This window comes from Arthrobacter globiformis (genome assembly GCF_030815865.1).
Lineage (GTDB): Bacteria > Actinomycetota > Actinomycetes > Actinomycetales > Micrococcaceae > Arthrobacter > Arthrobacter globiformis_B.
Genome location: NZ_JAUSXI010000001.1, coordinates 4,927,971 through 4,951,999 on the forward strand (window position 1 = coordinate 4,927,971; position 24,029 = coordinate 4,951,999).

General features: G+C 67.1%; 20 protein-coding genes. 7 read left to right on the forward strand and 13 right to left on the reverse strand.

Annotation, left to right across the window (positions count from 1 at the left end; genetic code table 11):
- Positions 1-13 precede the first annotated feature (13 nt).
- On the reverse strand, positions 14-2,671 hold the full coding sequence (clpB, locus tag QFZ33_RS23045; protein ID WP_307031328.1) for an ATP-dependent chaperone ClpB: 2,658 nt from the start codon (positions 2,669-2,671) through the stop codon (positions 14-16).
- Positions 2,672-2,942: 271 nt separating this feature from the next.
- On the opposite strand from clpB, the gene QFZ33_RS23050 reads away from it, so the two are divergent.
- A complete protein-coding gene (locus QFZ33_RS23050) occupies positions 2,943-3,278 on the forward strand; it encodes a hypothetical protein (protein ID WP_307031330.1) in 336 nt (111 codons plus the stop codon).
- Positions 3,279-3,281: 3 nt separating this feature from the next.
- Here the strand turns inward: QFZ33_RS23050 and QFZ33_RS23055 are convergent, their stop codons facing one another.
- Positions 3,282-4,085 (reverse strand): S1 family peptidase, encoded by an 804-nt coding sequence (locus QFZ33_RS23055; protein WP_307031332.1) that lies wholly within the window; start codon positions 4,083-4,085, stop codon positions 3,282-3,284.
- Positions 4,086-4,439: 354 nt separating this feature from the next.
- On the opposite strand from QFZ33_RS23055, the gene QFZ33_RS23060 reads away from it, so the two are divergent.
- Positions 4,440-5,360 (forward strand): metallophosphoesterase, encoded by a 921-nt coding sequence (locus QFZ33_RS23060; RefSeq protein WP_307031334.1) that lies wholly within the window; start codon positions 4,440-4,442, stop codon positions 5,358-5,360.
- A gap of 18 nt (positions 5,361-5,378) precedes the next feature.
- On the opposite strand, the gene QFZ33_RS23065 is transcribed toward QFZ33_RS23060, so the two are convergent.
- Complete coding sequence (locus QFZ33_RS23065) at positions 5,379-6,491, reverse strand: glycoside hydrolase family 16 protein (RefSeq protein ID WP_307031336.1); 1,113 nt, start codon at positions 6,489-6,491, stop codon at positions 5,379-5,381.
- Positions 6,492-6,797: 306 nt separating this feature from the next.
- Here QFZ33_RS23065 and QFZ33_RS23070 point away from each other — a divergent pair, with 306 nt between their 5' ends.
- From QFZ33_RS23070 to QFZ33_RS23085, 4 genes are all read left to right on the forward strand, one after another.
- Positions 6,798-7,577, forward strand: a complete 780-nt coding sequence (locus tag QFZ33_RS23070; RefSeq protein ID WP_307031338.1) for a glycosyltransferase family 2 protein — start codon at positions 6,798-6,800, stop codon at positions 7,575-7,577.
- Position 7,578: 1 nt separating this feature from the next.
- Positions 7,579-8,577, forward strand: coding sequence for a glycosyltransferase (locus QFZ33_RS23075; RefSeq protein WP_307031340.1), 999 nt, complete (start codon positions 7,579-7,581; stop codon positions 8,575-8,577).
- A 61-nt stretch (positions 8,578-8,638) separates the two neighbouring features.
- Positions 8,639-9,739 (forward strand): hypothetical protein, encoded by a 1,101-nt coding sequence (locus QFZ33_RS23080; RefSeq protein ID WP_307031343.1) that lies wholly within the window; start codon positions 8,639-8,641, stop codon positions 9,737-9,739.
- Positions 9,740-9,752: 13 nt separating this feature from the next.
- Positions 9,753-11,846: a glycosyltransferase gene (locus QFZ33_RS23085; protein ID WP_307031345.1), complete on the forward strand. Its 2,094-nt coding sequence runs from the start codon at positions 9,753-9,755 to the stop codon at positions 11,844-11,846.
- 265 nt (positions 11,847-12,111) lie between these two features.
- Here the strand turns inward: QFZ33_RS23085 and QFZ33_RS23090 are convergent, their stop codons facing one another.
- From QFZ33_RS23090 to QFZ33_RS23125, 8 genes are all read right to left on the reverse strand, one after another.
- Positions 12,112-13,164, reverse strand: coding sequence for a hypothetical protein (locus QFZ33_RS23090; RefSeq protein ID WP_307031347.1), 1,053 nt, complete (start codon positions 13,162-13,164; stop codon positions 12,112-12,114).
- The gene (locus QFZ33_RS23095; RefSeq protein WP_307031349.1) at positions 13,161-13,367 is read right to left on the reverse strand and encodes a hypothetical protein; all 207 of its coding nucleotides are present in this window, start codon (positions 13,365-13,367) and stop codon (positions 13,161-13,163) included. The genes QFZ33_RS23090 and QFZ33_RS23095 overlap by 4 nt, the downstream gene beginning before the upstream one ends.
- The gene (locus QFZ33_RS23100; protein ID WP_307031351.1) at positions 13,364-13,705 is read right to left on the reverse strand and encodes a hypothetical protein; all 342 of its coding nucleotides are present in this window, start codon (positions 13,703-13,705) and stop codon (positions 13,364-13,366) included. The genes QFZ33_RS23095 and QFZ33_RS23100 overlap by 4 nt, the downstream gene beginning before the upstream one ends.
- On the reverse strand, positions 13,702-15,564 hold the full coding sequence (locus QFZ33_RS23105; protein ID WP_307031353.1) for a glycosyltransferase: 1,863 nt from the start codon (positions 15,562-15,564) through the stop codon (positions 13,702-13,704). Before QFZ33_RS23105 ends, QFZ33_RS23100 begins: the two co-directional genes overlap by 4 nt.
- Entirely contained in the window at positions 15,561-16,844 is a 1,284-nt protein-coding gene (locus QFZ33_RS23110; RefSeq protein WP_307031355.1) for a lipopolysaccharide biosynthesis protein, read from the reverse strand. Before QFZ33_RS23110 ends, QFZ33_RS23105 begins: the two co-directional genes overlap by 4 nt.
- Positions 16,841-17,653 (reverse strand): glycosyltransferase, encoded by an 813-nt coding sequence (locus tag QFZ33_RS23115; protein ID WP_307031356.1) that lies wholly within the window; start codon positions 17,651-17,653, stop codon positions 16,841-16,843. Before QFZ33_RS23115 ends, QFZ33_RS23110 begins: the two co-directional genes overlap by 4 nt.
- A 10-nt stretch (positions 17,654-17,663) precedes the next feature.
- Positions 17,664-18,755: a hypothetical protein gene (locus QFZ33_RS23120; RefSeq protein WP_307031358.1), complete on the reverse strand. Its 1,092-nt coding sequence runs from the start codon at positions 18,753-18,755 to the stop codon at positions 17,664-17,666.
- 95 nt (positions 18,756-18,850) lie between these two features.
- Positions 18,851-20,824 carry a CBM96 family carbohydrate-binding protein gene (locus QFZ33_RS23125; RefSeq protein ID WP_307031359.1) on the reverse strand — a complete coding sequence of 658 codons (1,974 nt, stop codon included), beginning with the start codon at positions 20,822-20,824 and terminating at the stop codon, positions 18,851-18,853.
- 596 nt (positions 20,825-21,420) lie between these two features.
- Here QFZ33_RS23125 and QFZ33_RS23130 point away from each other — a divergent pair.
- Positions 21,421-22,290 (forward strand): DUF4031 domain-containing protein, encoded by an 870-nt coding sequence (locus tag QFZ33_RS23130; protein WP_307031361.1) that lies wholly within the window; start codon positions 21,421-21,423, stop codon positions 22,288-22,290.
- 43 nt (positions 22,291-22,333) lie between these two features.
- Here QFZ33_RS23130 and QFZ33_RS23135 read toward each other — a convergent pair whose 3' ends face one another.
- On the reverse strand, positions 22,334-22,735 hold the full coding sequence (locus tag QFZ33_RS23135) for a YccF domain-containing protein (protein WP_307031363.1): 402 nt from the start codon (positions 22,733-22,735) through the stop codon (positions 22,334-22,336).
- A gap of 59 nt (positions 22,736-22,794) precedes the next feature.
- Positions 22,795-23,988: an MFS transporter gene (locus QFZ33_RS23140; RefSeq protein ID WP_307031365.1), complete on the reverse strand. Its 1,194-nt coding sequence runs from the start codon at positions 23,986-23,988 to the stop codon at positions 22,795-22,797.
- Positions 23,989-24,029 lie beyond the last annotated feature (41 nt).

Genomic DNA, 24,029 nt, shown 5'->3' on the forward strand with positions numbered 1-24,029 from the left:
GGCCAACCCAATGCTAGTCCCGGCGGCGGACCGTGAGCCCGCTGCCCAGGGGAGCACCGCCGTCGGGCCCCGACAGTGCCTCCAGGCCCTCGACGGTGAGTTCCCCGAGATCGGCGGCGGTGTCCACCAGGACGGTGTCGCCGTCGGAGATTTCACCGGCCAGGATGGCCTTGGCCAGCCGGTCGCCGATTTCGCGCTGCACGAGGCGGCGCAGCGGCCGGGCGCCGTAGGCCGGGTCGAAGCCCGACATTGCCAGCCAGGAGCGGGCCCCTTCGGTGACCTCGAGCGACAGCCGCCGCTCCTGCAGGCGCTTGGTCAGCTCGGCCACCTGCAGCTCGACGATCCGGGCGAGCTCCTCGACGGACAGCGGATCGAACAGCACCACCTCGTCCAACCGGTTCAGGAACTCCGGCTTGAAGGAAGCGTTCACCGTGGCCATCACCGCGTTGCGCTTGGCGTTCGCATCCAGCGTCGGGTCCACGAGGAATTGGCTGCCCAGGTTTGATGTGAGCACCAGGATCACGTTGCGGAAGTCCACGGTGCGGCCCTGGCCGTCGGTGAGGCGGCCATCGTCGAGCACCTGCAGCAGGATGTCAAACACCTCGGGGTGGGCCTTCTCCACCTCGTCCAGCAGCACCACGGAGTACGGCCGGCGGCGGACGGCCTCGGTGAGCTGGCCACCCTCCTCGTAGCCGACGTAGCCGGGAGGCGCACCGACGAGGCGCGCGACGGAGTGCTTCTCGCTGTACTCGGACATGTCGATCCGCACCATGGCGCGTTCGTCGTCGAAAAGGAAGTCCGCGAGAGCCTTGGCGAGTTCGGTTTTGCCCACGCCTGTGGGGCCGAGGAACAGGAAAGAACCGGTGGGCCGGTTGGGGTCGCTGATGCCGGCCCGTGCGCGGCGCACCGCGTCGGACACGGCAGTAACGGCCTTGGACTGACCGATCAGCCGCCTGCCGAGTTCCTCCTCCATGTGCAGCAGCTTCTGGCTTTCGCCCTGGAGCATGCGGCCGGCCGGAATGCCGGTCCACGCCGCGATGACCTCGGCGATGTCGTTGGCGGTGACGTCCTCCGCCACCATCAGGGCAGACTTGTCGGCGACGGCGGCCTCAGCCTCTGCGGCGTCATTCAGTTCGCGTTCCAGTGCCGGAATTTCGCCGTAAAGGACCCGGGACGCTGTCTCCAGGTCACCTTCGCGCTGCGCCTTGTCCGCCGTGGACCGCAGCTCGTCCAGCTTTGCCTTCAGGTCGCCAACGCGGTTCAGGCCGGCCTTCTCGGCCTCCCAGCGGGCGTTCAGGCCGGCCAGCTGCTCCTTCTTGTCCGCCATGTCCGCCCGCAAGGCAGCGAGGCGCTCCACCGAGGCTGCGTCCGTCTCGTTGGCGAGGGCCAGCTCCTCCATGGTGAGCCTGTCCACCTGACGGCGCAGCTGGTCGATCTCCTCCGGGGCGGAGTCGATCTCCATGCGCAGCCGGGAGGCGGCCTCGTCGACGAGGTCGATCGCCTTGTCCGGCAGTTGCCGGCCGGAAATGTAGCGGTTCGAGAGCGTCGCGGCAGCCACCAGCGCGGAGTCGGCGATGGCAACCTTGTGGTGGGCCTCGTACCGCTCCTTCAGGCCTCGCAGGATGCCGATCGTGTCGTCCACGCTGGGCTCCCCGACGTACACCTGCTGGAAGCGCCGCTCCAGGGCGGGGTCCTTCTCGATGTTCTCGCGGTACTCGTCGAGGGTGGTGGCGCCGATCAGCCGCAGCTCGCCCCGGGCCAGCATGGGTTTGAGCATGTTGCCGGCGTCCATGGCGCTTTCGCCGCTGGCCCCAGCTCCCACCACAGTGTGCAGCTCATCGATGAACGTGACAATCCGGCCGTCGGAGTTCTTGATCTCCTCAAGGACGGCCTTGAGGCGCTCCTCAAACTCGCCGCGGTACTTGGCGCCGGCCACCATGGCGGCCAGGTCAAGGGCGATCAGGGTCTTCCCGCGAAGGCTCTCCGGCACGTCGCCCGCGACGATGCGCTGGGCGAGGCCCTCGACGACGGCCGTCTTGCCGACGCCCGGCTCACCGATGATCACGGGGTTGTTCTTGGTTCTGCGGCTGAGCACCTGGATGATGCGGCGGATTTCTGCATCCCGCCCAATAACGGGGTCCAGCTTGCCGGAGCGGGCGGTCGCGGTGAGGTCGGTGCCGAACTTTTCCAGGGCCTGGAAGGTGTTCTCGGGATCGGGCGAGTTGACCTTGCGGTCACCGCGGACACCCGGCAGGGCCGCTGCCAGCGCCTCATGCGACGCGCCGGCGTCGCGCAACAGCCTGCCCACGCCGTCGCTTCCCGCTGAGAGCCCCAGCAGCAGGTGCTCGGTGGAGACGAAGGAGTCGCCCAGCTTGTCAGCCTCGTTCTGGGCGTTCTGGATAGCCTGCAGGGAAGGCCGGGACAGCTGGGCCTGCTGGACCGAGCTTCCGGACGTGGCGGGCAGTGCCTTGATCGCGGTACTGGCCTGGACGCTGACAGTATCCGGGTCCGCCCCAGTGGCGCGGAGGAGGGCGACGGCGACGCCCTCCCGCTGATCCATCAGCGCCTTGAGCAGGTGGGCGGGTTCCACCTGCGGGTTCCCGGCCGTGGAGGCGTTCATGGCGGCAGCCGAAAGAGCCTCCTGGCTCTTGGTGGTGAATTTGGCGTCCAAAGAGAGCTCCTTTCGAAGAGGTTTATCTAGGTTGAGTGTACTACGCTCAACTTTGCTTTTGACGTCTTCACAGCCAAGGTTTTCCCAGAGCGAAATACCCTCTGGCGGGCCTGCGAATTTTCCGTGAACGGTGGCCCTTGGACTGTATCGCCAGCGGCCGAATCCCCCTAGGATCGACCTGTGGCTGCGAGGGTCAGCCCTGGAGACGGCCGCCGCAAAGAGCATCAGTCCACAATCCCAAAGATCACTACCCCAGAAGACAGGACCGGCAATGAAGAAGTTTGTAGTTCTTTACAACGCACCGCAGTCGGCACAATCCCAGATGGCGGAGAGTTCCCCCGAGGCCGCGCAGGAGGGCATGAAGGCCTGGATGGAGTGGGCGTCCCGGGCCGGCAGCGGCATCGTGGACATGGGCCAGCCCCTCGGTGCCGGCAAGGAGGTCAGCCAGTCGGGCACCTCGGACACGAACGCGAGCGTGGGCGGATACGGCATCCTGCAGGCCGAGGACATGGACGGCGCCCTGGCCCTCCTCGACGGACACCCGCACCTCATGATGCCCGGCGCGAGCATCCAGGTATACGAGACCCTCGATCTGCCCGGGATGTAACTGCTAGGAGCCCCGAACCCCCGAGACGCTAGTGATCCAGGCGAGATTGCGGACCACGGAGGCGTGGTCATTGTAGTAACCGGTGTACTTCGAGGGGTTCGGGGCCGGCAGGAAGTCCGATGTGGAGAGGACACCTGCAAGTTTGCCGTTCACGATGAGCGGCCCGCCCGAGTCGCCACTGAGCGTATGGCCGCTCTCCGACCGCGTCCGGACGGACGGACCGCCGTAGTTGTCCACGCCCTGCCACACCACCGAGACGTCGGCCGCTTTGAGGTAGTAGGACATGGCGCCGGAACCCTCGGACTGATCGCCCCAACCATAAACCCTCGCGGGTATTCCGGTGGCAGGAAAAGAACTGGACAGGCCCACGTAGGAGCCGTAGTGCGGCGTGGACAGCTTCAGCAATAAGACGTCCCCGGCTGGAGCGGCGTAGCGCCCGGCAACCGAACGGACGGCTCCTCCGGTTCCGAGGTAGCTGGTGCCCAGGCGGACCGACCTCAGGCTCGTGGAGTTGCAGTGCTTGGCCGTAATGACCCAGCTCGCAGCGATCTGGCTGCCGGTACACCCCATGTTGGTACCTGCGGAGTCGAAGGAAACTTGCGCCGCGAAGGGGGCGGCTGAAGCTGTGGTGGTGCTGCCACCGGCGATGTCCCTGCTCAACGTGCCGTCACCGTCGGGGGCCGGCACTTCTTTGACCGGCACCTCCCGGGCTGTGGTGGCCTGCGCCGGCGGGCCGCAGAGGATGGGAGCCAGCAGGGCCGCGCTGGCCGTGGCCGTGGCGGCAGCCAGAATTTTGGCGATCTTCAACGTGAGGCTCCTTAGCGTCCGGTGCGAGAGGTCCGCCTGCGAGCGTACGTGACGTGACAAAATTTGTCATATCCTTTACTCGCATGGTCACTGTCGTCCGGGGCGGTGCCGGCGCATGCGCCGGGGCATGGTTTCGGGGCACTTCGGGCATTACCCTGAGGGCCTAACAGTAATTACTGTTCGCCAGCCTGCGGCGGCATCAGGCGCAGTTCCGCGGTGTGAGGGATCATGACTGGACTGTCGAAACAGCGGAGATGGTCCGGGGTTGCTCCGGCCGTACTTTCGATGGCGCTGCTGCTCACCGCATGCCAGCAGGGTCCGCCCCCGCCGCCGACAGGGCCCGCCTCCGCCAGAGTGCCAGCCGCCGTCCACTTCACGGCCCAAGGCGACATCGGGCTGGGCGCGGGAGCCAGGAACGTGCTTGACACGATCGGCGGCCTCCGTCCTGAGCTGAACCTGGCCCTCGGGGACTTCCCCTACGAGGCAGGGCGCGAGCAGGATTTCTGTGACATGGTCACCGGCAAGCTGGGCGGGGACTTTCCCTACCAGGTGGTCACCGGAAACCACGAGAGCGACGGCCATGACGGCGACATCGCAAACATCGTCAACTGCCTGCCCAACAAGCTGCCGGGGCTCCAGGGCGAGTACGGAATCCAGTGGTACGCCGATTACCCGGAACGGAACCCGCTGGTGCGTTTCATCATGGTGTCCCCGGGGATCAAATTCCATGACGGAAACAACCTGGACTATTCGCGGGGCAGTGAGCGGTGGCGCTGGACAGCAGCCGCCTTGGACGGTGCGAGGTCCAAGAACATCCCCTGGACCGTGGTGGGCATGCACACTCCTTGTCTCAGTGTGGGCAAGTATGATTGCCAGGCCGGAGGTGACTTCACGAACATGCTCATCGACAAGAAGGCAGACCTGGTCCTAAGCGCCCACGACCACGTCTATCAACGGAGCCACCAACTGGGGCTGGGCGAGGGCTGCCCGGCACTGGTGCCGGACACATTCTCCCAAGGCTGCCTCGCCGATTCGGCCACCATGGTCCGCGGCGCCGGAACGGTCTTCGCCACAGTCGGAACCGGCGGCAAAGGGCTCTACGAGGTCAACGACCAGGATTCGGAATCCCGCTACTTTGCCACCTGGTCCGGGAGCAACCACGACGCCGCCCTCGGCACGCTGGACGTGACGGCAACCGCTGACCGGCTCGCAGCAAAGTTTGTCCCGGCGGAGGGTTACACCTTTACGGACAACTTCGGCATAGACCGGAAATAGGCGGGCAGTTACGACCCTCTAGGCGCGTTTCCAGATAGCGATCCAGTCCAGGTGGAGGTGCCCTGCCGTCCCGGGTTTGGGACACACATTGAACATGCAGGATTCCGTTTGGAGTATGTAATGCATGGGGGTGTTCGGCACTCGGGAGGTGCCTGCTCCGAGCGAGTGGCCGTCAAGGAAGAACTCGACCTTTCCCGGCGTCCACTCCATAGTGGCGACGTGCCAGGAGGTAAACGAAGCATTGGCATAGAAGACATCTGTGTCGCGCGGGTCCTTGCCCATCTTGTGCACTGCTCCGTAAAACGAGGATGTAGCCAGGTCGCTTTCCGGGAAGTCAATTTCTCCGTCCCGGGGCCACATCTTGCTGTCCGGCCACAGGAGCCAGGCTGTCTTGAAGCCTTTCAGGGGATCTGCCTTGAACCGGACGGAGTACCTGCCGTAGAGGAGGCTGTTGGCGCGGGGAGGGTTGGTGGTGGCATTCGGAATCTTGGGAGTAGGCGCGGCCCCCATTGAGATGCCGTTCTCCGTGTGCAGGTACCAGTCCAGCATCCCGTTCTTCACACTGAGGACCTTGGATGGATAGTAGCGTGAAGGCTGGCCGGTCTGGCCTGCGGAATCGGGCCACCCGTCCTTATAGCCGGCACTCCACTTATCAATGTAGGCCGGGCCGGGAAATGCGCCAATCGGAACGTCGCCGCCTTCAAAGTCCTCCACGAAGACCTGCTTCCAGCCGGGCAAATCGCCTACAGGCAACTTGTGCACCGCCGGGTCGACGGCAGGCACCGGCTGCCCCGGGGTGGGCCGCCGTGCCGCCGATGGTGCCGCCGTGGACGGCGCAGTTGCAGTTGGTTCAGCTGCCGCCCGTGCCACTGCAGACGGTGCCGCTGCAGTTGGAGCCGCTGCAGTTGGTGCCGCCGCAGAGGCCTTGGCGGGAGAGGGCGTAGCCGGCGACTGTGACTTGGCAGACGGCCCGACCGCTGAGGGTTGCGTCTCGGGCAGTCGGTCCAACGGCAGCCGCTGCGCTTCCTTGGCCACGGGAGCGCATGCGGTGAGCATCACCACCGCGGCGAGCGCGGCGAACCGCCATACGCGGTGTTTTTGCTGGTTACCGTGCGCTGGGGTGGAGGCCATAGGGAAACTATGGCATTAGGGCCTTGGGGATTCCAAGGAATCCCTGACCCCCAAAACTGGGGCTGTTTCAAGGAATCCCAAGCTTTTTACAGGCTGCTCAGCCGAACATGATCCGAGGGGGAGTGCAAGCAAGTTGCCAGGACCGCAGCAGCAGGCGCTTCGATTTCCCGTAACCAGCCGGGAAGGCTGCTCGGGAGGGGCATAGGCATACGACCCCAATGAGTGGTGAGGCTAGTGACCATCCCCATACAAGTTTCGACTGTTCATGCACCAAGTCCGGCGCCGGTTCCTCTGGCCTCCATCAGCGTGGTGATTCCCACCCTGAACGAAGCCATGAACCTCCCGTGGGTTTTGCGCCGCATGCCCTCCTACGTGGACGAAGTGGTGATCGTCGACGGCCGTTCACTGGACAGCACGGTTGACGTCGCCCGTGCCCTGCGCCTCGACGTGGTGGTGGTCTCGGAACCCCACGCCGGCAAGGGTTTCGCCGTCCGGGCCGGGCTCGCTGCGGCCTCCGGAGACATCATTGTCATGCTGGATGCGGACGGGAGCATGGATCCGCAGGAAATAGGCTGGTTCGTCACCCCGCTGCAGCATGAATTCGACTTCGTCAAGGGCTCCCGGTACGTCACCGGTGGCGGGTCCGAGGACATCACGCTGCTCCGCAGCGCCGGCAACCGGGCCCTGACGCGCCTGGCCAACGTGGTGCTTCATAGCAACTATTCCGACCTCTGCTACGGCTACATCGCCATGCGGCGGGAGTGCCTGCAGATCCTCGAACTGGCGTCGGAAGGGTTCGAAATCGAGACGGAGCTGATCGTCCGCGCGTCCAGGGCTGGCCTGCGGATCGCCGAGGTGCCCAGCACCGAACTCAACCGGATCTCCGGCAATTCCAACCTGCATACATTCCGTGACGGGTGGCGCGTACTGAGGACCCTGGCCCGTGAATGCGTGGGCTGGGAAGCACCCACGGCCGGCGCCCGGCCGGAGTCGCTCAGACGTGTGAAATACAGGTATCCCAGCATGTCCCTCCCCCACATTCCGACGGATCCGGCAACCGTCCTTGGCCTGATAGCAGGTGATTAACGTGAACCACGCTGAAGGGCTTCCGGCCGTTTCGGTGGTGATCTGCTCCTACACGGAAGACCGATGGGACCGTCTGATGGCCGCCGTCGAATCCGTCCGCGCCCAAACGGTGCCGCCCCAGCAGACCATCGTGGTGGTCGACTACAACGTTGACCTGTACAAGCGGCTCATCTTTTCGGTCGATGATGTCGTGCTCCTGGAGAACACCGGCCCCAAAGGCCTCTCCGGTGCACGGAACACGGGGGCCGCGGCGGCAACGGCCGGCGTCGTTGCCTTCCTCGATGACGATGCAGTGGCGGCCCCGGACTGGCTGGAGCGACTGACGGCTCTCTACGACGACCCCGATGTGCTGGCCGTGGGCGGACGTGTCGTACCGGAATGGGAAACAAGCCGGCCGGCCTATTTCGGTGAGGAGCTGGACTGGATCGTCGGCTGCACGCACCGCGGAATGCCCAAAGTGGCGGCCGAGGTCCGCAACGTCATCGGCGCCAATATGTCCTTCCGTTCCCAGGTTATCCAGGTGGTGGGTGGTTTCAACACGTCGCTGGGCCGGCAGAACTCGCTGCCTTTGGGCTGCGAGGAGACGGAAATCTGTATCCGCGCTGCCATAGGTTCGCCGGGCGGCCGCGTGGTGTACGAACCGGCGGCCGTGGTGAACCATTACGTCCCTGCGCAGCGGGGCACGCTGAACTACATGCTGCGGCGCGGCTGGTCTGAGGGAATATCAAAAGCCCTGGTCAGCAAGATCGTCGGCCACAAGCGCGCCCTGGGGCCCGAACGCCGGTACGTCCGCAGCGTGTTGCCCCGTGCCGTGGCCGCGGGCATCCTGGGCAGGATCCGGGGAACGGACCCAGCCGGTCTGCGCCGGGCACTGGCCACCTTGGCCGTGCTGGCCGTAACTACTTGCGGGTACATCCGGGGACGCCGACTGCCCCTTGATCCCACGGGCGGGGGCCTCGAGCCGCACGAGTCCCACGCCAGCTGGAGGGAAGTCAAATGATCCGGATGTACCCGCAGGGCAACTTTGCCCGAATCATCGAGACCGCTGGAGGGCCGGAAGCATGAGTCAGTCCGAAAAAGACGTCCTGAGGGACTCGATCCCGTCCACCGGGGTGAGTTTCGATGTCCACGGCCTCGTGGGCATCGAAGTGGCCCCCGGCACGCCTGGCGAAGCGCAGCTGCGGGACATGCTCGCACCGTTCCTGGGACCGTCCCGGGCACCGCTCCGCCTGCATGTCAGCGCGGAAACGGCGGACGTGGGGGAACAGTCGCACGCCGAGGATGCCTACCGGTTCACGCCGGAGTCTCTCTACATCCCGGCGGACCGCGTCCAGGTCCAGGAAACCCGGGACGGTTACTCGATCCAGGGCCGTGGCGAGCTGCTGACCGCCGTCATCCCCCTGCTGGACCGGCTCTGCATCAGGCAGAACGCCGCCATGATCCACGCGGCGGTGGTGGACTTCCGCGGCTCGGGGGTCCTGCTTCCAGCCTGGGGCGGAGTCGGCAAGACCAGCACGGTCGCGAAGCTTACGGCCATGCCCGGTGTGCGGTTCATGGCGGACGACTGGGCGTTCCTGGATGCCGACAGCATGCTCATGGGCTATGCGAAACCGATGTTCCTGAAGCCGCACCACCGCAGGATCTACCCCGAGGTGTTCAGCGGCGCCCGTAAGCCGTTGGCTCCTGGCTGGTTGACGAACACGGTGGCCCACCTTGCGACGGCTGTCCATCCGGTGATCGTCCGCTATCCGAAGACCGCCGCCTTCACCCGCCGCTGGTCCCCGGAGCACCGGATGGTCCATCCGGAGCTGGTTTTCGGACAGGACGGCATCTCATCGGCGGCGCTCACCCGGCTGGCCATCTTCCTGGAGCGCTACGACGGTTCCGAGGCGCGGCTGGAGACACGGAGCCGCGAGTGGATGACCTCCCGCATCGTCGGGAACTTCCACTCCGAGCTTCCGGTGGTGTCACGGCGGCTGATCGAGGCCCTTGGCGCGACGGGCCTGGTTCCGCTGGAGGAATTTTTCAGCCAGAAGGCAGCCGTGGTACGCCGTGCCCTTGAGGACGTGCCGTGCTCCCTGCTCAGGATTCCCGCTTCCTGGTCCGCCGACCGGACGTCGGATTATGTGGCCGGCCTGATCAGCTCCAAACTGGAGGAGTGACTTGGGTGCCCATGTGAGCGAGCTCGAAGTGTCCGTGGTGGTTCCCGCGCGGAATGCGGCGCGGTGGCTGGGCGAATGCCTGGAGTCCATCCGCGCCGAAAAGCCGCGGGAGATTATCGTGGTGGACGGCTGCTCTACGGACAACACGATGGAGATCGCACGGTCCATGGGCGCCCGCGTCATCTCGGACGAGGGCCGCGGGTTGCCGGCAGCGCGGATGCTGGGTGTCGAGAACGCCTGTTCCGACCTCGTAGCACTGATCGACGCCGACGTCGTCCTTCCGCCGGGCGCCTTGGGCGGTCTCCTGGACGAGTTCAAGGCCTGCGGCTACGACGGGCTCCAGTTCGGCCTGGTCAGCGAGGCGGACGGGCCCGGATACTGGGGTGCGGCCTTGGCCTGGCACCACATGCACAGCCGGGTCCGCTCCTGGTTCGGCGTGTGCGCCACCCTCATGCGAAGGAAGGTCCTGCTGTCCGTGGCGTTCGATGAGACCTTCCGCTCCGGCGAGGACATCGAGCTCAGGATCAGGCTCGAAGAGGCGGGCTACCGCCTTGGCGTTTCCAGCATCACGGCGGTGCGGCACCGGTTCATGGACACATTCGACGCCGCCCGGGACCAGTGGCTCCAGGACGGCGCCGGGCTGGCCCGCACGGTCCGCAAGCACCCAGGCCGCGCCGGCTGGCTTGTGGTGCTGCCGCTGCTGGCCGCCATCCGCGGCGCCGGCTTGTCGCTGCTGCATGCGCCCCGGTTCCTTGCGTACTGGGCCTGCTTCCTCGTGTACAACTACAGGTCGATGTTCGGCGAGCTCCTGCGGCCGCCCGGCACCGGCCTGTCCGTGGGCGGGAACGCCGCCTGGCTGACCGCCGCCCGGGTGGCCCCGATGGCCACCGGTTTCCTCTTCTGGGCGTTGGCGGCGATCATGTTGCCGCCCGCGCAGCTCGGCATGGGTTCTGCGGTGGTGGCCGCGGCCCTCCTGACCGTGCATCTCGGGATGCTGGGGGTCGGGCCGGCCACGCTTACGCTGCTTCCCGAACAGTCCGACGGCGGCCGCCGGCTGATTGCCAGCAGCCTCCTCACCGTCGGGGTTTCCACAGTCGTGTTGTCCGGTGCAGTGGCGGCGGTGACCTACGGGCTGGGGTCTGGCGTGGGCTTGGCCTGGACCGATCCCGTCATAACCGGGATGTTCGCCGCGACGGCACTGTTCGCCGCGGTCGCGTATCAGCTGGACCACGTGGGCGTAGCGCAGGAACGCGCTGACCGCGCACTGGTCAGGAGCCTGACCCAAAGCCTGGTGCAACTGGCTGTGCTGGCCTTTGCCATGGCCGCCGGCATCCGGGAAGTGGCAGTGGTGGTGGGGGCGGTGGGCGCCGGCGCCCTGGCCAGTGCGGTCCTCGGGCTGCGCCAGCTCAACCGTGCCGGGGTGTCACCGGACTGGAAGCACGGGCTCCGGGTCGGCCCGGCCCTGCGGCTGCTGAAGCCGGGCCTGCCGAACCATGCACTGATGCTCGCAGACCGCGCCCCCCGCTATCTCCTTCCACTGATCGTGGCCGCTACCCTCGGCCCGGCCGCAACCGCGTCCTGGTACATGGCGTGGATGATGGCTTCCGCGGTCTTCTTCTTTCCTCAGTCTTCCGGGTTCTCCCTGCAGACCGCGCTGGCCGGAGGCAGGTCAAGGCCTGGGCTGGTGTCCTCCGCACTCAAGGCCAGCCTCGCCCTCACTTCCGTCGCCGGGGCGATGTTGCTCATAGCTGGCCCCTACCTTCTCGGTTTCCTTGGCGCGGAGTACGCGGCCACCGCCATCCTGCTTCCTGTCCTGGTGCCGGCGTTGCTGCTGGGCTGCGTGACTCAGGTTTACTTCGGGCTATGCCGGGCGCAAGGCCGCCTCGCCGAGGCCACAGCCGTAGCTGTCTTCGCTGCCGTCCTTGTCGTGGGGACAGCCTCGCTTGGCGCCCGCGAATTCGGCCTCCTCGGCGTCGCAGCGCTCTGGTCCGCCGCCCAGGCGTCAGCGGCTTTGATTGCCATCTGGCGTCTCAGGAAGCTGACTCCCGCAACGCTTCCAGCGGCTGGGCCGAACACACCGGCAGCGAGTGGTGCACGAGGTTTCTGACCGGCGGCATGACCTTGGCTTGATCCCAACCGTCCCGCACCAGGGCATGTTCCAGCCCGCCGCCGGTGGATGCGGCGGGTCCTGCTGTGGTCAGCGTCGGGTTCGCCCTCGCAGGCATGATGGATCTGAGGTCGGCAGCAACGCCGCGCCTCGATTCGGGACCAACTGGTCATCCCCCAGGACGGCTGTTCACGCAAGACAGCTGTTCGCGGCACCCCTCAAGCATTCCGCCCCGCCCAGCGGCGGTTGGACAACAGGGTACGGCTCAGTCACCGTTCGGACGCCAGTACCGCAGCCCGCCGCTGGTGGTGCCGTCATGGGCGACGTCGACCACGGCGTATGGGAACGCCCGACGGTCCGACTGGTCAGGTCCGCGACCGCGGACGTCCGAACCCCATGTGCCGGTGTTGACATACCGGGTGGGGCTCGCCTCGAGCGCCGACTCGAGCGCCCGGTGGGTGTGGCCCGAGACGTACCAGGCCACCCCGGAACCGTGCGCTTCGAGCGTACGTGCAACCCGGCCCGCTGCCGCGGGAGCCTCCTCGCCGGTGACTCTGCGGCCGGCGGCCGCGAGCACCATGCGGGTCGCGGCGACCGGGAGCGCCGACACCGTCCGGAACCGGGACAGGCGCGCCAGGTCCCGAACGGCCACCCCGTCAAGTGCGAGCCGCTGTGACTCGGCCTGCAACAGCTCGTCGTAGGCGGGCTCCCGGACGCGGCGTTCCGCCCGCTCGGACGCCAGGCAGGCCCGGGCCACGGCCCCGGCACGGCTCAGGCGTGAACTTGATGGAAGGGCGTTCCAGGCGGCGAGCGGTGGCAGGTCCAGCTCGTCGGTGCCGTTAACTGCCGCGCGGAGCACCTCGGGTATCCGATGCAGCGCGTGGTGATGGTGCCCGTGCTCAGCCACGAGCACGTGGGGCACGTGCAGGAACCACGGGTATACCCGGACGCGCGTCGGTTCGGCGGGTGACAGCAGCCCCGAGAGGCGGGCGGCAACCGAGGGCCGGGCCAGCTCCACGTCGTGGTTGCCGCACACGAAGTGCAGCTGCACACCGCGCGCCGCACACGCCTTCAGCGCCGCGAACGTCTCTGGGTGGCGGGCGAGGATGGACTCGAGCCGGGCCAGGCTCTCGACCTCCGCGAACCCGGCCAGCTCGAATGTGTCACCGACGAAGGCGACGTGCTGCTGCGGACCGGAGGCTGCGAGCACCCCGCGGCGCAGGAACTCGGGCAGCACTCTGCCGGGGCACCGCGGGTCGTCGTCCGATACGCCCAGGTGGATGTCGCTGAGGAGCCACCACCGCGCGGGACCGCTCACGCGAGCAGTCCCAGCACGCGTGGAAGGAAGAGGAACAGGTACATCATCCACATGGCGGCCACGGCCCAACGGCTCACCCTTCGGCTGAGGAGCCCATTGCGTGTGGGCTGCCCGGTATCTGGGACTGTGCGTCGGACCTCGAGCGCCACGAGCGTCATGAGCAGGGCTGCAGCCGCGATCAGTCCCGCGAGTTCGATTATCATGTTGTTGCCTCCTGCCGGGCGCGTGCCATGCACGCTAGGACGGTGATGACGCCCATCGAGACGACGCACGCCTGCCACGACCACACAGCGAGGTAGAACATCGCCGTGGACACTGCCGTGAGCGCGGCGAGGCCGAGCGCCAGGACGAGCAGCGCGCCCAGCGCGAGGTCGGTCACCTGTGTGAGTCGGGCCAGTGCATGCCCGGGGAGCAGGACGAGGACGGCTATCGCGGCGATCGTCTGCAGCGGTGTCGGCAGCCCGACGAGCGTAATTAGCGACAGCGCGACGGCCGAGAGACCGAGCGCCACGGTGAACCGGCTGATGCTTCCGATGCTCATGGCGTCACCCGGTACACGCGTGCGTCAACGTTGCTGAACACAAGTTCCACGCCGTTTTGCGCGCCCAGCCACTTCTCCAGCTCGGAGAAGCCGCCGGCGCCACGGACGCCTTGCAGCACAAGGCTCGCCTCCGACGAGCGCGTGATCAGCAAGACGGCACCGGCTGCGCTGCGCCGGGCGTAGTCGTAGACGAGTGGGCCGCACCTCGCCGTCGACAAGTCGGACCGGCACAGGTCGTCGATCGTCCGGGACCGGTGATCGAGGTAGGCCTCGCTCCGCCACGGGGTCGGGTGGGCAGCCGAGATGATCGCCGAGCCGGGGGGCGCGAGACGCTGCATGGCGGCGACGGCGTCGATCTCATCATGAGTGAACACGTCATACCGGGCGTTTCCGAACCGGCCCGTCACGGTCAACACGGACAGCAGGACGCAGGTGAGCGCAAGGCCCCCCGCGGCAAGGTAGGAGCGGCGTTTGCTGCCGTCGGCGGGAAGTTTGCTGCCGACCTTGGAAAGTTTGCTCCCGACCGTAGCAAGTTTGCTGCCGTCCGTGGAAAGTTTGCTGCCGTCCGTGGGAAGCAGGACCGAGCACGCCTGCAGGGCGATGAAGGGCAGCGCGAACAGCGAGACGCGGATGAGCATCTCCCCGCCGTACACCTGGGCGGGGAAGAGCAGCAGTGGGGTGACGGCCAGGAGTACCACCCGGATGTCGAGACGCCCTCTGCGCCAGTCGCGCCAGGCGCCGGCGGCGGCGAGCGCCCACAGCACAAGGGTGAGAACGGCCCGGACCTGCACCACAAGCACGTGCCCGTCGGTCCCGCGCACGCGGTCGAGGACGTTCGCCTCGGTCGCGGCCTCCAGTCCAGCGTCGGCCAGGGGTGGGTGCCCGAGGAGGTATGCACTCGCGGGGTAGGCGAGCCAGAGCGTCAGCACGACTATGGTGATCAGGGGCAGCCTGCTGGGCCACACACGTCCGCTCAGGGTGAGAGCGGTGACGCCGATGAGCAGCATGAAAGGCGTCAGCTGATGGCTCGCGACGATGACCGTGATGAGCAAGAGGGTTATCACGAGGGCGCCCACCCGGTACCCCGGCCGGGGTTCGGCGGGCGACCGGCCTCGCCACCACGCCGCCAGGTCCGCGCGCCGGAAGCCGCGGAACTGGGGGGCCCGCGCGGCCAACGGACCGAGGAGCAGCGCGATCACGACGAGGTGCAGGAAGAAGCCGAAGGCCTGGGGAGACAGGTAGTCCTGGTCCTGCCAGTTGCCGAGGCAGAAGAGCCAGAGCGCGAGCCACCGCCGTCGCGGATCGCGCGTCAGATAGCCCGTTAGCACGGCCAGGGCAGCGAGCCACAGACCCATGTTGAGCACCGGTGCCCACAGGGCAAGGGCCACGGGGTCGAGACCGGTCGCCCGGAGCACCGTGGACAAGAGGGCGAAGAAACCCGGCCAGTTGAAGTACCCGTCGATGTCCGGGTCGATCCCCTGGGTGTGCGCAAGGGCGTCGGCGATGCCGAGATGACGGAACGCGATCTCACCCCGCGGTACGTCGGTCACGAAAGCTGCGGTCCCGAAGAGCATCAGCACGAGCACGACGACGAGCCAAATCATGACCGGGCGGCGCGCCGGGCCGGCGGCATCCCCCCGCAGCGCCACGACGAAGGCGACGTTCAGAATCAGGACCCCCGCCCAGAACGGGTAGGGCAGCACGGCGACGAGCCCGAGGTCGTTGTCCACGGGCGCGGTCACCGTGGAGGCAGCCCCCACGGCAAGCGCCAGGGAGACGACGCCTGCCAGTGCGCACCACGCCTCACGGGACTTCCAGCGTTCCTTGGTACGGGTGGTCGCTTCGAGTGTGCCAGTCATCGTATGTCCTTCCTGGTGTGCCGGAGCACGGCGAGCAGCCGGAGGCCGACCGCCGCGGCCCCAATGGAGAGCACCACCAGCCACGCAAGGGCCATGGCGCTGGCGCCTCTGTCGGCGGCCGACAGCGCTGAGACGCAAAGGGCTATTCCCAGCGTCGTGCCGACCACGATCGCCTCCGCGTAGCGACCGCTGGCCCGGCACACGGCGTTATAGGCCTGCAAAACCGCATACGGCACCAGGCCGGCGGCCAACCACCGCAGAGCGCCCGCGGACGACTCGGCGTACCGCTCTCCGAGCAGGCTGAGCAGCGGGTGAGCGAAGACGACGAGGACGGCGGCAGCCAGACCTCCTACAGCGAGCGACAAGCGGAGGCTCGCCCACGTCGTCGATTTAAGGCGGTCCGCGTCGCGGACGCTCTCGGAGAACTGCACGATGCCCATCAGCATCGGAGCGGAGTAGGCTGCCCAGGCCATCATCCATGCGGGATACCAGTAGGCAGCGGCCTCCGGCGCCACCATGTGCGCGAGCAGGAGCGGCAGCAGCAGCCCGGGGGCGCGCTCGGTGAGGGTGAGGAGCTGGTGCGGAATGCCCAGCGCCAGCAGCGGACGGCCGCGCGCCGGGCGCAAGGACGGTCGCGGCCGGTAGCCGACCAGTCTTCGCAACTGGACCGCACCGACGACGCACGCCACGGTGGTTCCGAGGGTCCAGCAGGCCATCAGCACGTCGGCGGAGGCGCCGTGCGCCAGCCAGGCCACGAGCGCTGCAGCCACGAGTGAGACCCCGCCGCCCAAGGCGTACCTCAAGGTCGCGCTGGCACCGCGTCCCAACGCCACGAGCGCCTGGTCCAGAACGATTACCAGGGTGCCGGTGACGGCAGCCACGAGGAACGTGAGCCAGAAGAGAACCGATGTCGTGGCTGTGTCCGGCATCACGGCCGACTGCAGCACGAGGTAACCGAGGGCCAGCCCGGTGCCGGCTACCCCCACGATGGCGAACGCCGCGTCCAGCACCCGCCCGGGCGGCTCCCCTCGCCCCACCGCGACGATCACGGCCGACCCGGCGCCAAGCACCGCGAGCTGCGTGCAGATCATCACTGCTGAGACCGCGGCCGTGGTGAGCCCGACCTCACGGTCGGACGTCGCGCGCGCGGCCACGATCCAGAAGGCGAAGCCCGCACCCGTCTGGGCGGCCTTCCCCGCGACGAGGCCGAGCGAGCTGCGCAGGGCTGAGTGCCGGACAGCGGAGCCGTCCGGCACAGCGGTCCCCGCTTTAGCCCTCACGACGTCAGGCCTCTCGCCAGTCCCACATAATTGCACCAGCAGAAGGCAGCGTAGTAGCGCAACCACCGGGGCTGGCCCTTGGCGAGGCTCAAGGCGCTGCCCCGGACTGCCGCGGCGGCGGGCAGCAGCGCCAACCTCGCACCGCGCCAGCCGTGCTTGCGAATCATCCGCCCCAGTCCCGTTCCGTCCATGAGGAACTGGTCTAGCGCGAAATCAAAGTCGTCTGCGGCGAAACGATGTTCGACGACGACCCGGCGCGAGACCGCCGTACGCATTCCTGACTGGCGCATCCGCCAGCGCAGCTCGATGTCCTCCCCCGATTTGAACGAGTCGTCGAAACCCACGTGCAGCATCAGGTCCCGGTCGACGACAGTCGCCACGAGCCCGAACCAGTTGCGGCTGCGGCCGGTGCGGTGGTGATGTGCCAGCGCCTGCCCCCAGTAGCCTGGTCCACCGACACTCTCCAGACCGGCCTGAAGGGCGTCATAGCCGCCTTCGACAAGCTCCGTGAGCAGGTCGGCGACCCCCGTGGGCCCGAACACGACGTCGGTGTCGACGAGCAGGACCCAACGGGTGCTGCTGTTCCGCACACCGAGCGTTCGAGCCCAGGGCAAGCCGCGGCCCTCGTCACTCAGGACCCGGGCACCGGCCTCGTGGGCGAGGGCGACGGTGCGGTCGGTGGAGCATCCGTCCACCACAATGATTTCGGCAACACCGGATTGGCGCAGGGCCTCCAGACAGCGCGGGAGCATGCGCTCCGCGTTGCGGGCCGGAACGACGGCGGTGAGATCGGCAGTGCTGTGATCCACTGCGTCCTCCTCAGGCTTGCTCGTCGAGGACCGACGGCAGCAGCTCCTCGAGATGCCGCACAATGTCGTCGGATGCCTCGTCCGCCGAGTACGCGGCGGGCACCTGCAGCAGATGGCAGGGCCGTCCGTCGAGCGCCTTGCTCAACACGAGCCCCTTCGCCGCGAAGTGCTCGCGCCACGGGACGACGGACGTGGCTGCCAGGCCGGTTACGACCTGTTGCGAGAAGCCCGCCATCTCGATGTGGAAGTTGCCGAGCATGCGGTCGACCATCCAGTCGCTCGTCCGCTCGACGATCCGGGACCGGGCGCCCTCGAAGCGCTCGACGTAGATGGCGGCCGCGAGCGGGGCCGAGGTGGTCACTTGCCGGCCCGGGAACGCGGTCGCCGGCTTGACCATGCGGTGCTCCGGCGACCATCGCCGGGAGAAGTCCGCGAGGCGCGGATAACGGATGACGTACGGGTGCACCACCGTGGTCAGACGGCCGACGCTCTTCGAGAGCCGTGACGGGATAAGGGGTTTCCGGACACCTTCGAACAGGTGCGGGTAGATGGTCCGGTGGTGTGGCTTGATGAACATGGGCTTCGCGTATCCGAGCAGCGTGGCGTCCTCGGCGAGGAAGGCCCAGTCGTCGCCCATGAACGACCACCCCTCGCGCCGCATCAGCTTGGCGACGGTGCTCGTCTTACCGGTTCCTCCGGCGGCGGGAAGCGCGATCGCGTGACCCCGGTACGCCATCGTTGCCGCGTGGATCATGCCGGCTCCTCGACCAACCATGGCGGCATCGAGAACTGGGACCACAGAAGTCAACAACTCGCCCGGCCCATGAATGCGCCACTGCTCTCCGTCCCTCACAACCTGGACCCGATCGTCTTGAAAACGCACGCTGCTCTCTGTGTACGCGAGCTCGTGCTCAAGCAGACCCGCATCCGGCATCGGCTCCGGCCGGTCATTGACGACGATGTCGGCCGGCCGTTCGGTGTCGCTGGCGAAACACGCCAACATGCTCTGGAGCTGGGCCGCTGCCGGGGCCTTTGCGTCGACGCGGATCGTGACGCGGCCGTGGATGTCGAAGTGCAGTTCCTTGCTCTGCAAGGTGCGCATGATCGTCCCCTGTCTGGGTGGTGTCGGGCGGGTGGTGTCGGGCGGATTGGTGTTGCTGGTGCGGGCGGTGCCGGCCGTGCCGGCACCGTCTCCTGCTACCCCAGCGTGAGCACCAGCTTGGGTGCCGCAGTGCTGCTGACCTCCTTTGAATTGAGGTCCAGGCCGTCGCTGCTGCTGGAGTTCAGGCCAAGAGAGAGCTGTTGCCCGAGTTCACCGGCCACGGCGGTGGCTGTCAGCGGAATGTTGTAGTTGGTGTTGGTCGTTGTCGGGCCGAGTGTTCCTATGCTGGTGGTGCCGAGCGCCGGCTTGTTGCCGTTCGTGATCCCGGTTTCGCTCCAGGTGTCATTGGCGACGACTCTCACGTTCTGCGTCCCCGTCGACCCACTTCCCGCGCTGCGCAGCTGCAGCGTCGCACTCTGCAGCGTCCTGCCCGCATACGGGGTTAGGTCGAACTTCAAATACGTGGCCTCCACCGGGCTGTTGTCCACGCCCAGCAGGGTGCTCGTGCCGAAGTTCGTCGTCGGCGACGCGCTGGTCACATAGCTGTCAGCGCTTGCCGTGAGGGTGACGGTCTGCGGCGTCGTGCCGCCGCCCGCGGCAGCCGTGGTGAACTGCCAGGTCTTGTCGGCCGCCATCGCGTTACCGGCAGCGTCCTTCACCCCGGTGGAGCCGCTCTTGATGGTCGCCGTGTACGTCGTATTCGCCGCCAGATCTGCAGTGGGGTTCAACGTCGCCACCCCGCCGCTGTACGTCACAGCGGCCCCCACCGTCGCCGTACCCGATGTCAATGTGAACGTGGACGACGTGACCGTCGATGAAGTCATCGCCTCGGAGAACGTTCCCGTTACATTGGCCGTCGTGGCCACACCAGCCGCACCGGCAGCCGGGGACGTAGCCGTCACCGTCGGAGCCGTGGTGTCAGCACCGCCACCGCCGCCGCCGCCGGTGGGGTCGTAGTAGTGCCAGTACCGGCTAGTGGCGTTCACATCGGCGAGCAGCAGCAGCCCGCTGTTGGCCGTGCCCGATGCATTACTGTTGAGGTTCTGCTTCGTCGACGTTACGTTGTGGACATACTGGTCGTCGTCCACGATACGGGCCGTCTTCGTGGTGGTGAAGTTGATAGTGTCCAGCGACGTGGACTTTTCGTAAACCGCACCGCCCGAGCTGGTGCAGACACCGGCGTTCGTGGTGCCACTCGGCTTCGGATAGGTAGCGAAGGTACGCAGCTTCTGCGCAAACTCGTCGATCATGACGATCACCCGGTTCGGGCACTCCGACACGGTCGCAATCGTGTGCGCCGACCATGTTGATGTCGTGTTACTCAGAACCAACAGCTGGATCAGCGGCAGGGACGCCGATGTGTTCGAGGTCTTAGTTGCGGCGAAGACCCGGCCACCCGATGAGTCCAGCCACTTCAGGTTCATATGGTCGTCTCCTGTGCGCAGCCCCTTCACCGCCGCCACAGGAGTGGACCAGGTGGTGTTGGACGCCCCATCGACGTGGAAGCTCCAGTACATGCCGTCGTTAGCGTCACCGAGCTGCCGGCTCCACATCACACCCATCTTGCCGTTGCCGGCTCCGCCGAACGCGATCACAGCCGACGTGTCGTCCACAGACACGTTGCTCAACGACGCAGGATGCGCGAACGGCGTCCCCCACGTTGCGCCATCCGTGCCAGTGACGTTCAGAAAGATCCGGTTCCCCTGCTGCCAGGTGGCCCACACCCGCCCAGTCGAGTCCTTATCGATGGACATCGTCTCAACCTTGTTGTTGTGGATTCTTGAAGAGCCCAGCAGCGAGTACGTCTTCGTGCTCGAGTTGTAGCTGTAACGCCGCATCGTCGACGGGAAGTTCGGCTCAAACGGCAGGCCGTCATTGACGAACCGATAGCTCGCCACAAACAACGTCGTCCCGTCCCACAACACGTCATGATGAGTGTTCGCCTGCGTCTCCGTCGCCACACCCGTATTGACCCACGAGTTGGTGGTGGCATTGAACCGGAAGATGTGGAAATCCGAGCTGGCAGTGTCCCACAGGTTCCCCCACCAGATCCCGTCGTTGAACCACAACGCATTCGTCTGCCGCTTTGTACCCGTGGGCGTCCCGGTCCCCGTATGCGAGAAATCCTGTACCCCCACATCAGCTGCAGCGGCCGTAACCGGCACCACCAGAGCAGTGAGCGCAAGCAGAAGCGCTGTCAGCAGCGCATGGAGCCACAGGCTCCGCGACCCGCGACGAAGACCAGCCGAGCGACCACGTCCCCGCCTTACGCCGAGCCAGGAAGTCCTGCCACCTCTGCCACGCCTGCCCACGTGAAAGAATGCATAGCCCAGCAATGTTGCTTCCCGGAGTTGAACGTCGGCCTGTATAGGGATGCTCACTAGCCTCACCACTCATCGAAGTTGTTTGCCTATGCCAGTTCCGAGCAACCTTCCGGGCTGAATCGGAGACATCGAAGCGCCTGCTGCTGCGGTCCTGGCAACTTGCGTGCACTCCCCCTCGGAACATGGTCGGCTCGCCAACTTGTAAAAAGCTTGGGAATTCTTGAGCTAGCCCCAGTTATAGGGGGCTAAGATCCCTGGGAACCGGCAAGTCTCAATGCCACACTTCCCCATGGCCAGCGCGCATTCAGCAGCCTGTAGGGCACCGGACTAGACTCTCCCCCATGGCCGTCTACCTCGATCCGCCGCTTTGGCCTGCCCATGAAACACTGTTTTCGCATCTGATTTCGGACACCTCCCTGGCGGAACTGCATGCCTTCGCCGCTGCGGCGGGCATCCCGGAACGGGCATTCGACGGCGACCACTACGACGTGCCGCAGCGCCGCTATGACGATCTGGTGGCCGCCGGCGCCATTCCGGTGGAGGCGCGGGTCCTCGTCCGGAAACTCATCGCCAGCGGGCTCCGGATCCCGGCCCGCAGCCGGACGAAGTCCCTGAAGACTCCCTTGCTCAACCGCTGGAGCATGGTGATGCCGGGCCATGACGCCCTGTTCCTGGACCTGCTGGACCGCTGGAGCGAGAGCCACCGCAGGTACCACGGCTGCACCCACCTGCTCGCCGTGCTGGAAGCCTTGGACCTGCTCACCGCACCCGCCCGGCCGCCGCGCACGGTGCTGCTGGCGGCCTGGTTCCACGACGCCGTCTACCGGGGAGTGGCGGGCCAGGACGAGGAGCAATCCGCCCAGCTCGCCGAACTCAGGCTCAGCCAGGCCGGACTGCCGGCGGCCGACGTCGAAGAGGTGGCGCGGCTGGTCCGGCTCACCTCGGATCACCGGCCGGAGGCCGGGGACGACGACGGCGCCCTCCTCTGCGACGCGGACCTGTCAGTTCTCGGCGGCGAACCGGAGCCCTACGCCCGGTACGTGGCGGCCGTCCGGGAAGACTATGCGCACATCGGCGACGCCGACTTTGCGGCCGGCAGGGCCGCCGTCGTCCGCCAGCTGCTGGCACTGGACCCGCTCTTCCACACCGAGCGGGCCCGCAGCCTGTGGCTGGAGGCCGCCCGGCGGAACCTGCAGGGCGAACTGGCCTGAACGGTGCTCGGCCTGACCGACGCCGGCCGGACGCCGCGTGGGGTCAGCGGTAGGCCGTAATGAACGGCCTGTCGGTGGGCACGATCTGCTTGCCCAGTGGCATGAGGGAAACCGGGATCAGCTTCAGGTTGGCGATGGCCAGTGGGATGCCGATTATGGTGACGGCCATGGCGAACGCCGTGACCACGTGCCCGATGGCGATCCAGATGCCGGCCACCAACAGCCAGATCACGTTGCCGAGGAGCGAGAACACGCCGTTTCCGCCCGGCTTATCCACCACCATCCGCCCGAAGGGCCACAGGGTGTAGGACGCGATCCGGAAGGAGGCGATGCCCCAGGGGATGGTCACGATGAGCAGGCAGCAGATGATGCCGGCGGCCAAGTAGCCCAGCGCCAGCCAGAAGCCGCCGAAAACCAGCCAGATGATGTTCAGGATTGTCTTCATCCGTCCATTCTGCCGGGCCGGAGGGCTGAAGCACCCCGGGACCTGCCCTGAATTAACCCTTAACCTTCAGCCTGCGAAGTTTCGCCTTTGGACACCTTCACCCTTGTGCTGAGGCGCGGGACCCCGGCGGCCGCGACCAGCAGCGCGAGGAGCCCCAGGCCCAGCGGGAGTGAGGCGGCGGTGGCGACGGCTCCCACCAGGAGCGGGCCGCCGGCGTCGCCGAGTTCGCGTCCCAGCTCGACCGAGCCCATGGTCCGCCCCATCCGGTCCTTCGGCGTGCTGTCAGCCAAATGCGCAAAGCCCAGCGGCGTGGCCGCGCCGACGCCGGCCCCAATGACCGCCGCGGCGATAAAGATGGTGGCCGGGCCCGGCGCGGCGGCCACCAGGGCGACCCCGGCAGCGGTGAGCAACAGTCCGGTGCGCATTCCGCCGGCGTCGCCGATGCGGTGCATGTCGCGCATCGCTCCGATCCGCGGCTGGACCAGCAGGGAGGCGACGGCCAGCACACTGACGGCGGCAGTGCCGGCCACCGGATCAAGGCCGTGCTGCACCGCCAGGGCCGGAAGGAAACCGATAGCCGCCCCCATGGCCGCCATCGATGCCGCCAGCACCAGGGTGGGCACCAGAAACCTGCGCTCCGCAACCTGCCGGGCGAGGTCCAGCACGGTGTACCGCTGGCGCGGGAGCGGCGGCAGGTGCGGCACGGCGAGGAGGACCCACACGGCGGTGGCAGCGGCAAGCGCGGACAGAGCCCCGAACAGCAGCGCAAAGCCGCCGGCGGCAATCAGCCCGGCGCCTAGCAGCGGGCCGATCACATAACCGAGGCTCTTCCAGGACCCATACCGGCCGAAGAACGTCCCGGCGTTCTTCCCGGCCGAGAGGCGGGCCACCATCGCCGAGGACGCCGGCGAGAACGCCGAGGCGGCGGCACCCTGGCCCAGGCGGGCAACGCCCAGCAGCAACGGATCCGCGGCCCACAGGCCGATCAGGGACAGTGCGGCGAAGCCGATGAGTCCGCCGACGATGACCGGCTTGGCGCCGATCCGGTCGCTCAACGCGCCAAAAACGGGCTTGAGGAACACCTCGGAGATGTCGTAGACGGCCAGCAGGATTCCCAGGTTCAGCAGGGTCAGGCCGATATTGCCGCTCTGGGCGCCCATGCCGGCGGCAATGCTGTGGGCGCCGAACGCGGTCACGAATCCGGCAGCGTAGAGGGGTACCGCGGGCTGCCGGGCGGGCGTGGGATGAGTCACGGGGTCCGCCGGAGTCACGGGCTCGCCGGAGTCACGGGGCG